Origin of the sequence: Streptomyces kebangsaanensis (genome assembly GCF_001906585.1) — a bacterium.
GTDB lineage: Bacteria > Actinomycetota > Actinomycetes > Streptomycetales > Streptomycetaceae > Streptomyces > Streptomyces kebangsaanensis.
This window is the reverse complement of record NZ_JUJA01000122.1, coordinates 21,829-36,684: the sequence shown is the minus strand read 5'-3', so window position 1 is coordinate 36,684 and position 14,856 is coordinate 21,829. Positions and strand designations below refer to the sequence as shown.

The 14,856-nt window shown below is 73.4% G+C and carries 12 protein-coding genes; 4 read left to right on the top strand and 8 right to left on the bottom strand.

Going from position 1 to position 14,856, the window contains the following annotated elements; translation table 11 throughout:
* Positions 1-4: 4 nt before the first annotated feature.
* Genes glgC through RH94_RS18415 form a run of 3 tightly spaced genes read right to left on the bottom strand, consistent with a single transcriptional unit; the run spans position 5 to position 3,218 of the window.
* The gene (gene glgC, locus RH94_RS18425; RefSeq protein ID WP_073948662.1) at positions 5-1,225 is read right to left on the bottom strand and encodes a glucose-1-phosphate adenylyltransferase; all 1,221 of its coding nucleotides are present in this window, start codon (positions 1,223-1,225) and stop codon (positions 5-7) included.
* A 49-nt stretch (positions 1,226-1,274) separates the two neighbouring features.
* A complete protein-coding gene (gene glgA, locus RH94_RS18420) occupies positions 1,275-2,438 on the bottom strand; it encodes a glycogen synthase (RefSeq protein WP_073948661.1) in 1,164 nt (387 codons plus the stop codon).
* Between the two features lie 39 nt (positions 2,439-2,477).
* On the bottom strand, positions 2,478-3,218 hold the full coding sequence (locus RH94_RS18415; protein WP_073948660.1) for a (2Fe-2S)-binding protein: 741 nt from the start codon (positions 3,216-3,218) through the stop codon (positions 2,478-2,480).
* A 230-nt stretch (positions 3,219-3,448) separates the two neighbouring features.
* Between RH94_RS18415 and RH94_RS18410 the strand changes: the two genes are divergently transcribed.
* The gene (locus RH94_RS18410) at positions 3,449-4,465 is read left to right on the top strand and encodes a DMT family transporter (protein WP_073948659.1); all 1,017 of its coding nucleotides are present in this window, start codon (positions 3,449-3,451) and stop codon (positions 4,463-4,465) included.
* Here RH94_RS18410 and RH94_RS18405 read toward each other — a convergent pair.
* On the bottom strand, positions 4,455-5,564 hold the full coding sequence (locus RH94_RS18405; RefSeq protein ID WP_073948658.1) for a transglycosylase family protein: 1,110 nt from the start codon (positions 5,562-5,564) through the stop codon (positions 4,455-4,457). The genes RH94_RS18410 and RH94_RS18405 overlap by 11 nt on opposite strands.
* A gap of 384 nt (positions 5,565-5,948) precedes the next feature.
* Between RH94_RS18405 and gndA the strand changes: the two genes are divergently transcribed.
* Positions 5,949-7,388: an NADP-dependent phosphogluconate dehydrogenase gene (gndA, locus tag RH94_RS18400; protein WP_073948657.1), complete on the top strand. Its 1,440-nt coding sequence runs from the start codon at positions 5,949-5,951 to the stop codon at positions 7,386-7,388.
* A 521-nt stretch (positions 7,389-7,909) separates the two neighbouring features.
* On the opposite strand, the gene RH94_RS18395 is transcribed toward gndA, so the two are convergent.
* The 4 genes from RH94_RS18395 to RH94_RS18380 form a co-directional block, all read right to left on the bottom strand.
* Positions 7,910-8,554 carry an aspartate/glutamate racemase family protein gene (locus RH94_RS18395; RefSeq protein ID WP_073948684.1) on the bottom strand — a complete coding sequence of 215 codons (645 nt, stop codon included), beginning with the start codon at positions 8,552-8,554 and terminating at the stop codon, positions 7,910-7,912.
* A 46-nt stretch (positions 8,555-8,600) separates the two neighbouring features.
* Positions 8,601-9,020: an aspartate 1-decarboxylase gene (gene panD / locus RH94_RS18390; protein WP_073948656.1), complete on the bottom strand. Its 420-nt coding sequence runs from the start codon at positions 9,018-9,020 to the stop codon at positions 8,601-8,603.
* Between the two features lie 64 nt (positions 9,021-9,084).
* Positions 9,085-9,621: a lysoplasmalogenase family protein gene (locus RH94_RS46690; RefSeq protein WP_073948655.1), complete on the bottom strand. Its 537-nt coding sequence runs from the start codon at positions 9,619-9,621 to the stop codon at positions 9,085-9,087.
* A gap of 1,166 nt (positions 9,622-10,787) precedes the next feature.
* The gene (locus RH94_RS18380; protein WP_073948654.1) at positions 10,788-12,161 is read right to left on the bottom strand and encodes a glycoside hydrolase family protein; all 1,374 of its coding nucleotides are present in this window, start codon (positions 12,159-12,161) and stop codon (positions 10,788-10,790) included.
* 208 nt (positions 12,162-12,369) lie between these two features.
* Here RH94_RS18380 and RH94_RS18375 point away from each other — a divergent pair, with 208 nt between their 5' ends.
* Entirely contained in the window at positions 12,370-13,389 is a 1,020-nt protein-coding gene (locus RH94_RS18375) for a LacI family DNA-binding transcriptional regulator (RefSeq protein WP_073948653.1), read from the top strand.
* 96 nt (positions 13,390-13,485) lie between these two features.
* A complete protein-coding gene (locus RH94_RS18370) occupies positions 13,486-14,829 on the top strand; it encodes an ABC transporter substrate-binding protein (RefSeq protein WP_073948652.1) in 1,344 nt (447 codons plus the stop codon).
* Positions 14,830-14,856: the final 27 nt, after the last annotated feature.

Here is a 14,856-nt window from a genome sequence, read left to right as displayed (position 1 = left end):
GGAGCTACGGCACCCGCCGGCCCTTGCCCAGGGCGATCACCCCGCCCTTGGAGACGGTGTACAGCTCCGCGTCCCGCTCGGGGTTGACGCCGATCGTCGCCCCTGGCGGCACCTCGACGTTCTTGTCCAGCACCGCCCCGCGCACGATGGCACCCCGGCCGACGCGCACGTTGTCGTGCAGCACCGAGCCCTGGACCACCGCGCCCGGATCGACCCGGACGCCCGGGGAGAGCACGGAGCGGGTGACCTGCCCGCGGATCAGGCAGCCCGCGCTGATGATCGACTCGCTCGTGATGCCGCCCGCGCTGAACCGGGCCGGGGAGAGCTGGCCCGAGTGGGTGTAGATCGGCCAGTCGCGGTTGTAGAGGTTGAAGGCGGGGCGCTCGGCGATCAGGTCCATGTGGGCGTCGTAGTACGCGTCGAGCGTGCCGACGTCCCGCCAGTAGCCCTGGTCGCGGCTGGTCTCGCCGGGCACGTGGTTGACGCTGAAGTCGTACAGCTGCGCCTCGCCGCGTTCGGTGAGCTGGGGCAGGATCGAGCCGCCCATGTCGTGCACCGACCGGTCGTCCTCGGCGTCCCGCTGCAGCGCCTCGATCAGCACCTTGGTGGTGAAGACGTAGTTGCCCATGGAGGCGAACACGCGCTCCGGGGCGTCGGGCAGGCCCGGAGGATTGGCGGGCTTCTCCAGGAAGCGGTCCACGGTGCGCCCGTCCGAACCCGGGCTGATCACCCCGAACGACGACGACTCCGCGCGCGGCACCCGGATGCCGGCGACCGTCACGCCCGCGCCGCCGTCGATGTGCTGCCGGAGCATCTGCCGCGGGTCCATGCGGTAGACGTGGTCGGCGCCGAACACCGCGACGTATTCCGGCTGTTCGTCGTGAACGAGGTTCAGCGACTGCAGGATGGCGTCGGCGCTGCCCAGGTACCAGCGGGGGCCGAGCCGCTGCTGCGCGGGGACCGGGGTGACGTAGTTGCCGAGCAGGCTGGACATCCGCCAGGTGGTGGTGATGTGCCGGTCCAGCGAGTGCGACTTGTACTGGGTCAGCACGCAGACGCGCAGGATGTCGCCGTTGACCAGGTTGGACAGGACGAAGTCGACGAGCCGGTAGGTGCCGCCGAAGGTGACCGCGGGTTTGGCCCGGTCCGCCGTCAGGGGCATCAGCCGCTTGCCCTCGCCGCCCGCGAGGACGATTCCGAGGACCGAAGGTCCACCACGACGCATCGCCGCTCCCCTCACCCGGTTGCCTCACTACTGCCCCTGAGCAGGGGGCCTAAGCCTGTCCGAGGACCTCCTCGTACAGCCGCACGGTGCGCCGGGCGACCGCGTCCCAGCCGAACTCCTCCACCGCGCGCCGCCGTCCGGCCTCGCCCATCCGGCGGGCGGCGCCGGCGTCGGCGAGCACCGCGTCGAGCGCGCGGGCGAGCCCCGTCTCGAAGTCGTCGTCCACGGGCACGAGCACCCCGGTCCGGCCGTCCTCGACCACCTCGGGAATCCCGCCGACCTCGGAGGCCACGACGGGCGTGCCGCACGCCATCGCCTCCAGGTTGACGATGCCCAGCGGCTCGTACACCGAGGGGCAGACGAAGACGGCGGCGTGGGTGAGGAGCTGGACCACGTCCGGGCGCGGCAGCATCCGCGGAATCCAGTGCACGCCCTCGCGGCTGCGGCTCAGCTCCTGGTACAGGTCCCGGAACTCCCGGTCGATCCCGGGCGTGTCGGGCGCCCCCGCGCACAGCACGATCTGCGCCGCCGGGTCGATGTCCCGCGCCGCGCGCAGCAGGTGGGGCACGCCCTTCTGACGGGTGATGCGGCCGACGAACAGCACGTACGGGCGGGCCGGGTCGAGGCCGATCCGGTCGAGGGCCTCGGTGCCGTGGTCCGGCCGGTAGAGGGTGGTGTCGATGCCGTTGTGGACGACGTGGACACGGGCCGGGTCGAGCGCCGGGTAGCAGGCGAGGATGTCCTCGCGCATCGCCGCCGAGACGGCGACCACCGCGTCGGCGGCCTCGATCGCGGTGCGCTCGGCCCAGCCGGACAACGCGTAGCCGCCGCCGAGCTGTTCGGCCTTCCAGGGGCGCAGCGGTTCCAGGGAGTGCGCGGTCATCACGTGCGGCACGCCGTGCAGCAGCTTGCCGAGGTGGCCGGCGAGGTTGGCGTACCAGGTGTGGGAGTGGACCAGTTCGCGGCCCCGGAGGGCGGCGGTCATGGCCAGGTCCACGGAGAAGGTGCGCAGCGCGTCGTTGGCGCCGTCGAGCGCGGACCAGGGCCGGTGGCGTACGACGCCGGCCGCTCTGTCCGCCGAGGAGACCTCGCCCCAGCAGTGCACCTCCAGGTCGACCAGCGGTCTCAGCTCCCGCGCGAGGAACTCGACGTGGACGCCCGCGCCGCCGTACACGTCCGGCGGGTACTCCCGGGTCAGCAGTCCCACGCGCACCCGCAACCTCCTGGTCTCGGCGGCCAGTCGCTCCCATGGTCACTCGGATGCGGCCCGTGGGGAAGAGCGCGGCGGCCGCGGGAAGCAGCAGTCGCCGCAGACCCCTCCGCCGGGGACCCGGTAGTAGAGGCAGCAGCTGCGCCGCCGGAAGCCGGTTGCGGCGAGGGTGCCGGCGCGGTCGAGGAGCGGGTGTGCGAGGAGGCGCGCGGTCAGCTCGCGGGCCCGGCCGGCGGCCTCGGTACGGCCGTTGTCGCGCGCCCACCGCTCCAGCAGGCGCCCGGCGCCCGCCAGCGCGGAGGCCGCGTTGCCCCGCAGGAGGCCGGGGGCGAGGCGGTGGCGGGCGCGCAGGGCCGCCGCCAGCGGTACGAGGTGGCCGTGCAGGACGAGGTCCGCGACCGTGTCCGCGTCCCCGGGGCGTGCGCGTACCTCGGTGAGCCAGAGGTCGTCGGGGGCGCCGGCGGCCGGGTCCCAGTGCAGCAGGCGCGGGTGCAGGTCGGGGACGTGGCCGTACAGCGCGGCGCAGCCGAGCGCGGCCGACCACAGGCGGGCGGCGAGCGCCTGGTGGGCGATCGAGGCGGCGACCCGGGGCTCGGGGGCGCGGATGCCGTCGGCGACCCTGCGGACCCGGATGGCCAGGGGGTGGGTGTCGTGCGGGTCGGTGGCGGGCTCCGCGTAGGCCTGGGCGAGGGTGGGCAGCGGGGTGTGCGGCGGGGTGCCGGTGCGCAGGGCGAAGAAGCCGCCGAGGGAGCGCAGGGCGGCGAGGTCGGGGGCGAGGTCCATGGGAGCAGTGGTACCAAGGCCCCCAAGGGGTTTCCCGCGGGGGGTTCTCCGTCCCGTGTCGCCCACCCGGGGGAGGACTGCGGGCGGGGCGTACTCCGTCGGTAGTAGGACCCATTGACTGCTCAGGTACGACGACGGGGAGCGCCCGGCACGGCAGGGTGGTGGACCATGGAAGCCGACCGTTCGCCGCACCGGGCCCCCCGCCCCCGCCCCGCGCAGAGGAGCAGCTCATGAGCGCCCTCGCGCTGTCCGTGCTGCTGTCGCTCGTGTCCGCCGTCGCCTACGCCGGCGGCGCGATCGTGCAGGAGCGGGTCGCGGTGTCCTGCCCCGGCGAGCGGTACGCGCCGCTGCGCCGGCCGGCCTGGTGGGCGGCGGTGGCGCTGAACGGCCTCGGCGGGCTGCTGCACGTGGCGGCCCTGGCCTGCGGCCCGCTCAGTCTGGTCCAGCCGCTGGGCGCCCTGACCATCGTGTTCGCGCTGCCCATGGCCGCGTTGTTCGTCGGCCGCCGGGCGGGCTCCACCGCCTGGCGGGGCGCGATCATGGCGACGGTGGGGCTCGCGGGCCTGCTGTCCCTGGTGGGCGCGTCCGACGCGCAGTCGCTGAGCGCCGCGCAGCGCGGGGGCCTGGCCGTGGTGACCGGTGGCGTGGTCGTGACGCTGACGGTCGCGGGCCGCGCGGCGCACCGGCATCCGGCGGTGCGCAGCGTGCTGTTCGCCACCGGCTCCGGCGTGGCCTTCGGCATCTCCTCGGTGTTCACCAAGACGGTCGCGGTCGACTGGACGGATGGCGTCCCCGCGGCGGAGCTGCCGTCCCTGGCCGCGATCGGCGTGCTGGCCACGGCCGGGATGCTGCTGTCGCAGGCGTCGTACCGGAGCGGTGGCCTGGCGGCGCCGCTGGCCACGCTGACGGTGGTGAACCCGGTGGTGGCGACCGCGGTCGGCCTCACGATGTTCGGCGAGACCTTCCGCCACGGCACCACGGGCACCGTGCTCGCCCTCGGCTGCGGTGTGGTGGCGGCGGGCGGGCTGATCCTGCTGACGACCGAGCGGATCGGGGGTACGGCCCCGGTGGTGGCGACCGCGCCCGCGGAGGAGCTGCCGCCGGCCGAGCCGGCCGAACGGTCCGGGGCCGCGCCGGTGGACGAACCGCCGCTCGTCGTCGGCCCGTTCCACGGCGGCCTGTACTACGCGAGCCCCTGCGTCCCGGTGCCCGTCCTCGACCGGGACCGCTCCCGCGTCAGATCGTGACCCCGCCGGCCCTGAGATAGGCGACCGGGTCGACGTCCGTGCCGAATCCGGGCCCCGTCCGCACCTCGAAGTGCAGGTGCGGGCCCGTGACGTTGCCCGTGGCCCCCGAGCGGCCGATGCCACGCCCGGCGGCGACGGTCTGCCCGGCCCGCACGGAGATCGCCGACAGGTGCCCGTACTGGGAGTAGCGGCCGTCGGCGTGCCGGATCACCACCTGGTAGCCGTAGGCACCGCCCCAGCCCGCGCTGACGACCCGGCCGGCCGCGACCGCCTTCACCGAGGTGCCGGTGGGGACCGCGAAGTCGACGCCGGTGTGGTAGCCCTTCGACCAGTGGGCGCCGGTCGCGTGGTAGGCCGTGCCGACGGGGCCGCCGACGGGGGCGACGAGGGTGTGCGAGGCCGAGTGCTGCCGGGTGGCCCTCGTGCCGGTGGCGGGCTTGGCCTCCTTGGCGGGGCGGGGGGCGGTGGGCGCCGCGCGGGTCGCCCGCAGCGAGAGCCGCTGGCCCGGCAGGATCAGGTTCGGGTCGTCGCCGACGGTCGTCCGGTTGGCGGAGTACAACTTCCGCCAGCCGCCCGGGACATGACGTTTCCCGGCGATGCCGGAGAGGGTGTCGCCGGGGACCACCGTGTACATCTCGGCGGTACCGGCCCGCGACTGGGGGGTGGTCTGCGGCCGTACGTCGACGGGGCGGGTCTCGCGGCGGACCTCGGGGGCGCCGCCGCCCCGGGTCAGCCCGGCCCGTGCCGAGCACACCGGCCAGGCGCCGGGGCCCTGTCCGGCGAGGACCTTCTCCGCGACGGCGATCTGCTGGTCGCGGGTGGCCAGATCCGCACGCGGCGCGTACCGCGTTCCGCCGTACTCCGCCCAGGTGGACCGGGTGAACTGCAGGCCGCCGTAGTAGCCGTTGCCGGTGTTGATGCTCCAGTTGCCGCTGGACTCGCAGGCGGCGACCTTGTTCCAGGTGGAGGCGTCGGCGGCGTGCGAGGCCGAGGCGCCGATGAGCGGAATGGCCATTCCGGCGCCGCCCGCCGTGACGGTGAGCGAGACGCGGTTGATCCTGTTGGGCTGGTACCGGCGGTGCCGACCGCGTGCGGCCATGTCTGAAGCCCTCTCGCCATGCGTCAGGAGGGGCGAAAATAACCGCCACGAACAAGCCGTGACAAGACGGATGTCGGCCGCTTCGACACATCAAGTGGCCGGTAACGGAACCTGGTTGGCCGGACCTACGGAACGCGCACCGGACCACGGGCTTCTGCCGCGCGGAATGAGCCGCGGGGCCCCCGCGTGCGTATTGAAGCGTGCCGGGTCCGGATGTGCGGGTGCCGTACCGGCACGTCAGGATGGTTGTGAGGGCACGAACGGCGATACTGGCGGGCACGAACGGCGATACTGGCGGGCACGGACGGCGGCGCGGTCGGCACCGCCGACGGCGGGACCCGGCGTTCCACCTGATGATCCACCGGATTTTGAGGAGCAGGCGGTATGAGCACTACAGCCCAGATCGGCGTCACCGGACTCGCGGTCATGGGCCGCAACCTCGCCCGCAACTTCGCGCGCAACGGCTACACGGTCGCGCTGCACAACCGGACGGCGTCCCGGACGCACGCCCTGGTCGAGGAGTTCGGACACGAGGGCGACTTCATCGCGGCCGAGACCGCCAAGGAGTTCGTGGCGGCGCTGGAGCGGCCGCGCCGCCTGGTCATCATGGTGAAGGCCGGTGAGCCGACCGACGCGGTGATCCAGGAGTTCGCGCCGCTGCTGGAGCCCGGTGACATGATCATCGACGGCGGCAACGCGCACTTCGCGGACACCCGGCGCCGGGAGCGGGAGCTGCGCGAGCAGGGCATCCACTTCGTGGGCGCGGGCATCTCCGGCGGCGAGGAGGGCGCGCTGCACGGGCCGAGCATCATGCCGGGCGGCCCGAAGGAGTCGTACGACTCCCTCGGCCCGATGCTGGAGAAGATCTCCGCGAAGGCGGCGGACGGCGCGCCGTGCGTCACGCACGTGGGTCCGGACGGCGCGGGTCACTTCGTGAAGATGGTGCACAACGGCATCGAGTACGCCGACATGCAGCTGATCGGCGAGGCGTACCAGCTGCTGCGTGACGTGGCCGGCTACTCCCCCGCGCAGATCGCGGAGATCTTCCGCACCTGGAACAGGGGCCGCCTGGACTCGTACCTGATCGAGATCACGGCGGAGGTCCTGTCCCACGTGGACGCGGCGACCGGCAAGCCGTTCGTGGACGTGGTGGTGGACCAGGCCGAGCAGAAGGGCACGGGCCGCTGGACGGTGCAGATCGCCCTCGACCTGGGCGTGCCGGTGTCGGGCATCGCGGAGGCGGTCTTCGCGCGCTCGCTGTCCGGGCACGCGGCCCTGCGGGAGGCCTCGCGGGGCCTGGCGGGCCCGAAGGCGTCACCGCTGTCGGAGTCCGAGGCGGCGGCCTTCGCGGACCGGGTGGAGCAGGCGCTGTACGCCTCGAAGATCGTGTCGTACACGCAGGGCTTCCACGAGATCGCCGCCGGCAGCGAGGAGTACGACTGGAACATCGACCTCGGCGCGGTCTCCGCCATCTGGCGCGGCGGCTGCATCATCCGCGCGGCCTTCCTGGACCGGATCCGCGCCGCGTACGACGCCCGCCCGGACCTGCCGAGCCTGCTGTCCGACGACACCTTCGCCCAGGAGATCGCGGCGGCCCAGGACGACTGGCGCGAGGTGCTGGTCGCGGCGACGCGGCAGGGGGTGCCCACGCCCGGCTTCTCGGCCGCACTGGCTTACTACGACGCGCTGCGCGCCGAACGCCTCCCGGCCGCGCTGACCCAGGGCCAGCGGGACTTCTTCGGGGCGCACACCTACCGGCGGGTGGACCGGGAGGGCTCCTTCCACACGCTGTGGGGCGGGGACCGGTCGGAGGTGACCGCGTAGGGTCGCCGGGCCGGCGGGGCCGCCGGGCCGGTCAGGAATGAGCACGAACAGGACGGTGGGCGGCCGAGGAGCCGCCCACCGTCGGCGTCCGCGGCGGGGCACGTTTCCCGCGGGTTCCGTGCTCAGGTCAGGGGCGGTCCCGGCTCGGGGTTCGGGACCGGCTCCGGGCCCGGGGGGATCGGGGACGGGGAGGGCTCCGGGGGCGGCGGGCCGGGGGGTGGAGGACCGGGGGCCGGGCCCGGGCCCGGCGGTGGTCCCGGCGCCGGCGGGGGCTGCGGGGCCGGGGGTGGTTCCGGTGTGGGAACGGGGTTCGGGTACGGCTGTGGATGCTGGGGGTCGGGGCCCGGTGTGGGGCCCGGCCCGGGACCCGGCGTCGGCGAGGGCGGAGTGGGGTCGGGGTGCGGGTCGGTCATGGCGTCCTCCGGCCAGTCGGTCGACATCGGCTCTGGACTACTCCCCCGCCTACCCTCCCCCCGCGCCGCCAGTCACCCGACGGCGCCGGGGCGAGGACCCGGGCGGGTTCATGCCGTCGGCGTCACGGCACGCATGGCCCGCACCGCTGCCGCGAGGCCCGGGGCGGGGCTGGACAGGACCGGGACCGGGGTGGTGGCCGCATGGCGGGCCGGGGCCATGGAGGCCTGGGCCAGGACGATCGCGTCGGCGTCCGTGACCCGGTCCACGGCGGCCGCCACCTCACGCACGTACCCCTCGGTGTCGCCGGCCTCGAAGCACGGCCAGGCGGCGTCGACGAGCACGGAGCGGACGGTGACGGAGCGCCGGGCGCGGCGGGCCTCCTCGTCGATGAGCGCGGTGGTCGGCGCGAGGGTGCTCCGCAGCGCCGCGAGGACGACCACCCGCGGCCCGGCGGCGACGGCGGCGGCCGCCATCGGGCGGTCCACCCGCAGCACCGGGACCGAGAGCCCCGCCGCCTCCGCGACGCCGCCGATGGTGGAGCAGGTGCACAGGACGGCCCGGGCGCCCTCGGCGACGGCCCCGCGCAGTGCCGCCCGCACCTCGTCCGTCACCGCCGCCGGTCCCTGCCGGCGGGCCCGGCGCAGCAGTTCCTCGTCGACGAAGTGCCGCAGTTCCAGGCCGGGATGGGCCTCGTCGCGCAGCGCTTCGAAGACCGGGACGTGCACCGGCGAGGTGTGCAGCAGGGCAAGCACCGCGTACTCAGAACCCTCCGGGGCGCGCACGGCGAGCCGCTCCCGTTCAGGCCGGCACGGCGTGCGGGCCGCGCTCCTGGTCGGACCCCGGCACCGGCGCGGAGGGATCGGCACCGAGCTCCACGATGCGGTTGCCGGCGTCCACGTGCACGACGCGCGGCTGGAGCGCCCGCGCCTCGGCGTCGGTCACCTGGGCGTAGCTGATGATGATCACCAGGTCTCCGGGGTGGACGAGGTGCGCGGCGGCCCCGTTGATACCGACGACCCCGGACCCGCGCTCCCCCTCGATGACGTACGTCTCCAGCCGCGCCCCGTTGGTGACGTCGACGATGTGGACCAGCTCACCGGGCAGCAGATCGGCCGCGTCGAGCAGGTCCGCGTCGATGGTCACCGATCCCACGTAGTGCAGGTCGGCCTGGGTGACGGTGGCGCGGTGGATCTTGGACTTGAATACTGCACGAAACATGAAGATGCTCCCGGTTTGCCTGCTCTCTGCCTGCTTCTTGCAGGTCAAAGGCGTTCTCTGGAGATTACAACGGTTCGCATGTGCGGTCAGCTGTCTCCGGGGGTCTCAAGGACTCACACCGACTCGATGCCGACTTTCCCAACGGACCATCAGACGTTCGAGGACTCCGCCCAGCGGGGTGCGCCGTCCTCTGCGCCGCAGGGGCGCGAACGCACGCGTCGACGAGGAGGAACTGAGCGACCACGTAGGTGGCCGTCACCAGGACCTGACGGCTGGTGAACTTTGCCTCGGCCGCGCCGAGCCCGACCAGCAGGTCGGAGCTCAGGAACAGCACCCCGCCCCGCGCCGCCCTCGGCCCCATGACGCAGGCGGTGGCCGCCATGGTCACCAGTGCGGCGCTGCAGGGAGCCACCGCCCGGGCCAGGAGACCCACACGTGGCAGCAGCGCCGCGTTCACCGCAGCCCAGGCGACGAGGCATCCCGCACCGAGAAGGGGGCCGTGCCCGAAGGTGCGCGACGGCGCCCCGCCGGACGGAAGCGGTGACGTAACAGAGCTGGGTGCCCAGGAAACAGGTGGTACCGGTGAGGAAGGCGCCTTCACCCGGCGGCATGAGGAACCCGTCGCCGACGGCCGCGAGGGCCGGTCCGGCCGGCATGCACGCGTGACGTCGGTGCGTGGACCGCCAGAGGTGCAGGGCGAGCGGGGGTTTGGCCAGCCACTCCGGCAGGTCCGTATGCAGGGTTGCGCCGACCAGGTTCAGCGAGGCAAGCCCCGTGTACACGGGGAGCAGGAGTGACATCTCATGCCCCTGCTTCGGGGACCACCCGGGAGGACCGAAGAGACATCCCGCTTTGTCGCGCCGGCGCCGTACCGCGCGTACGTCGCGCCAGGCCGCCGCGTACTCGTGGAAGGCCACCCGCAGCGGGGTGTGGGTGCCGGTGTTCTTCGTCAGTCCGTGTACGACCTGCTCGCTCTCCGTCTCGAGGTGCCGAGGAGCGGGTCCCGGACGGGGTGACGGCGAAGTTCTCACCGTCGCGCCTGTCCGAAGCCGTGTCCCTTGCGGCACACAGCACACCGCAACGGGTCACGGCACGTGACACGGACCGGCAGTGAAAGGGGTCAGGTGATTCGAGCGAGCCCGCCGACGCGCGAGGTGACAGGGGTGTGCCCGCCCTGCTGTGGGAAGTCTGCATCCCCCCTGCACGCCGATGAAGCCGCACGGTGGAGGGCTGCCGGATCTGGGCGGTGCGTGCGAGTGATCCCGCCGAGGCCCGGCGCATGGTCCTGGGCCGGACCATGGAGCCCCGGGTTCTGCGCCACCGTCGTCACACCGAACTCGATGTGTATTGCCTGCTCGTGTACGCGTGGCGGGGAGGACGTCGAGGTTCGTGCGGCGCGGCACTGCCGAGCACGACGGCGGGCAGGGCGCAAGAAGCTCGCCCGGACGGGCCGGAATCGGTGTGAAACCCCGAGTACGGGTGCGGAATGTGTGCCTCCGCCGGGCCGCACCCCACCGGTGCCGCCCGCCCGTCCCGTCTCCCATTCGATCGACCGGAACGGAAGGAAGCGTGAACGGACGACGTCACCGACTCCGCCGTCACTGCCTGCCCCTGATCCTGGCGGGCGTGACCGCGCTCGCCGGCGTGGGCACCCACACCCCATGGCCGCTCAGCCGGTCCACCGGGGTCCCACAGCAGCAGCGGGTCGGCTCCGTGGTCGCGGCGCAGCCGCCTTCGGCCGCGCCGCGACCACCTCCGCCCCCGGTTTCACCGCAGGCCGGCGGCGGCCGCGGTCGTTGCCGTCGGACCGGGCCACACGGCCGAGGCGTCGTCCCGGCACGGGGCGGGCAGGCGGATCGGGCGGACAGGGACCGGACTGGCACCGTTGCCGGTGACCGCCGTCCAGGGGACAGGCCGACCGGAATAGCACAGAGCGGTCAGCACGAAGGCGTCGTCGGCGTAGACCTCGACGTACTCGCCGACCGTGAGGATGCGCAACGCGCCGGGGAGACTCGACAGGACGGTCTGCGCCAGTACCCTTCCACCGGGCCCGGTGACCCGGAGGTCCTTGCCGTCGCAGGCCACGGCGAGGGCGGCACGGTCGTTGCCCGGATCTTCGGCGCGCAGAACGACCTCGATGCGGCCACCGACGTCGACATGGCCGACCGCGTGCAGGGGGGCATCGTACGTCTCCTCGCCGAGCCAGGTCTCCAGGCCCGGCCACCATTCCAGGCAGGGCGCCGAACCCGCGGACACGACCAGGGACTTGGGCTGGGCGAGCATGCCTCGGCAGCGGTCGCCGGTGTCGGTGAGACCGACGCGGCGCGGGGTGGTGTGCAGCACGACGCGGGAGCCGTCGGGGGCGGCGACGACACGCGGGGCGTACGCGCCCGTCGGGCCGAGCGGGCCGCGACGGGTCCACGGGCCGCGCAGGCGGGGCGCGGTCCACGCCTCGAAGCCCCGGGTGGCGCCGATGGAGCCGAGCAGCAGCCAGCTGCCGTCGTCGAGGCGTTCGAGGACCGGGCACTCCAACTCGTCGACGTCACCGGGAGAGACGAGCGGCGGGTGGACGGTCCAGTGCTCCAGGTCGTCGGAGGTGGCCCAGGCGACGCAGCCGCTGACCTCGACCGGCAGGGAGGCGTCGGCGGCGCAGACCACCATGACCCAGCCGTCGGACTCGTCGTCGCGTACGACGAAGGGGTCGCGCCAGCCCATGCGTTCGCCCGTGCGGTACCAGCGCGGGTCGGCCTCGGCGACCGGCCTCGTGCCGTGGCGGCGCCAGCCGGTGCCGTCGGTGCGCTCGGAGTACGCCAGGCCGACCGACTGCAGCGGCCAGCCGTCCGGGGTGAGGCCGGAGACGGCGGTGTAGAGCATCGCCATGCCGGTGCCGTGCGGGAAGGCGTGCATGGTCCACACCGCCTGCTGATCGAAGCGGCCCGGCAGGCCGTTGCCGAAGGCGGTGCCCTGCGGCTCCCAGTGGACCAGGTCGGCGGAGGTGGCCCGGCCGTAGGAGGTCTCCATGCGCAGGTGGTCGAACTCGGCCGTCCACGGGCCCTGCAGGTGCAGCACGGTGTAGGTGCCGTCCGCGTGACGCAGGAGATCGAAGTCGTTCACGCAGAGGCCGGGCGGCGCGTATCGCATGGACAGGTCCTGTCTGCCGACAGCAGCACTCAAACGTGTGCGCTGTGATTTTGCTGCTGGGAGTTCCTTTGGGAGTCAGCCGAAGTAAATCTGAACGCAAACGCTTGCGCAACCGGGTGGTCGGGTTTACGGTCTCGTCACCCCCCCTCACGCCGCCGTGCTGCCGGGCCCCAGGCCACACGGCGTGCACCCGATCAAGGAGCGTTCCGTGACGGTCAGCATCACCGATGTCGCCGAGGCCACCGGGGTCTCGGCGTCCACCGTGTCCCGCGCCCTGCGCGGCCGTCCCGGAGTGTCGGAGGAGATGCGGGCGCGGATCGTCGCGGCCGCCGCCGAACTGGGCTACACCGCCTCCCGCTCGGCCTCCAGCCTGGCCAGCGGGCGCACCTACACCATCGGGGTCGTCGTCCCGTACGTCGGCCGCTGGTTCTTCGGCACCGTGCTGGACGCGGCCGAGAAGGTCTTCAGCGCCGCCGGCTACGACGTCCTGCTGTACAACCTCGGCTCACCGGAGGTGCGCAAGCGCTTCTTCACCAAGCTACCGATCCGCAAGCGGGTCGACGCCGTGCTGTCCCTGCTGATCCCGGACCCGGAGGAGGCCGCCGCCCTGCGCGCCCTCGACGTGCCGCTGGCAACCACGGTCGGCGGCGCCCGGCCCGGCTTCACGGTGGTCGGCATCGACGACCGGGGCGGGGCGGAGAGCGCCGTACGGCATCTGGTGAACCTCGGCCACCGCCGGGTCGGCATGATCTCCGGGGCCAGCGAGCCGCTGCACTGGACCACGCCCCTCGACCGCCGGCAGGGCTACCTGGACGTGCTGGCCGACGCCGGGATCGAGCCCGACCCCGCCCTGGAGGCGGACGGCGGTTACACGGTCGAGGGCGGCGAGCGGGCCATGACCGAGCTGCTGGCGCTGCGCCACCCGCCGACCGCCGTGTTCGCCCAGTCCGACGAGATGGCGATGGGCGCCTTGCGCGCCCTGCGCCGGCACCGGCTGAGGGTTCCGGAGGACGTGTCCGTCGTCGGCTTCGACGATCACGAGCTGTCCGAGGTCGTCGGGCTGACCACCGTGGCCCAGCCGGTCGCGGCCCAGGGCCGGGAGGCGGCCCGGCTGCTGCTGGCGCGGCTGGACGACCCGGACGCCGGGCCGCCGCACCCCGTCGAGATGCCCATCCGCTTCGCCCTCCGCGAGACCACCGCTCCGCCGCACAGCCGCCGGCAGCGGTAGCCCACCCTCCTCGTCAACCGCCCGCTTCCGGGGGGCCGTTCCCGCCCCCGGCCCCACCTTCCGCACACCCACCGCACACCGCTCGGAGGCACCGCCATGACCAACGGACCCAGAAGACACCGTCGTACGGGCCTGACCGCCCTCGCCCTGCTGCCACTGGCCGCGCTGGCCGCCTGTGGCGGCGGGGGCGGCGCCGGCGACACCTCCGCCGAGGAGGGCAGCGGCAAGGGCACCATCAGCGTCTGGGCCCACCAGGGCCAGGCGAGCGAGACGGCCGCGCTGCAGAACGCCGTGAAGACCTTCAACTCCTCGCAGAGCGACGTCAAGGCCGAGTTGAAGCTGATCCCCGAGAACGACTACACGAAGACCATCACCGCCACCGACCCCGCCGAACTGCCGGACGTGCTGGAGTTCGACGGCCCGACGATGGCGAACTTCGTCTACAACGGCAAGCTCGCCCCGGTCGACGACCATGTCTCCGCCAAGACGCTCGGCAACGCCACCGACGCCGTCAAGGCGCAGGGCGAGATCGACGGCAAGCACTACGGCCTGGGTATGTTCGACGCCGGGCTCGGCATGTACGCCAACAAGAAGCTGCTGGACGCGGCCGACGTGAAGTACCCGACGCGGGCGGACGACGCCTGGACGGCCGAGGAGTTCGGCAAGGCGCTCGAGGCGCTGAAGGCCGAGGACTCCGACGGCAAGGTCCTCGACATATCGGAGCAGTACGGCCTGGCCACGGAGTGGGGCACCTTCGGCTTCTCCCCGATCCTCTGGTCTTCCGGCGGAGCCCTGTTGAAGGACGGCAAGGCGGAGGGCGCCCTCGACAGCCCGAAGGCCGTCGCCGCGATGAAGACGTTCCAGTCCTGGAAGACGTACGTCGACCCCAACACCGACGGCAACGCCTTCGCCAAGGGCAAGGTGGCGCTGAGCTGGGTCGGCCACTGGATGTACCCCGCCTACAGCGAGGCCCTCGGCGACGACCTCGTCGTCCTGCCGCTGCCCGACTTCGGCAACGGCCCCAAGACCGGACAGGGCTCGTGGGCCTGGGGCATCGGCGCCGGCAGCAAGAACGGCAAGGCCGCCGGCACCTTCCTGGACTACCTGCTGAACGACACCAACGTCGGCGCGATGACGAAGGCCAACGGCGCGGTGCCCGCCACCAGGACCGCGCTCGCCAAGAGCGAGCTGTACAAGGAGGGCGGCCCGCTCCAAATCCTCGCCGACCAGCTCGCCCGGCCCTGCGGCGACAGCGACATCGACGCCTCCTGCGTCGCCGTCACCCGGCCGGTGACCGCCGGATACCCCACGGTCACCGCCAAGTTCAACGCCGCCCTGAACTCGATCTACGGCGGCGCCGACCCGGAGGAAGCCCTGCGCAAGGCCGCCCGGGCCATCGACCGGGACTTCACCGACAACGCCGGCTACGAGATCCCGTAACCCGCAGGACGCATCGGCCGGGGCGGG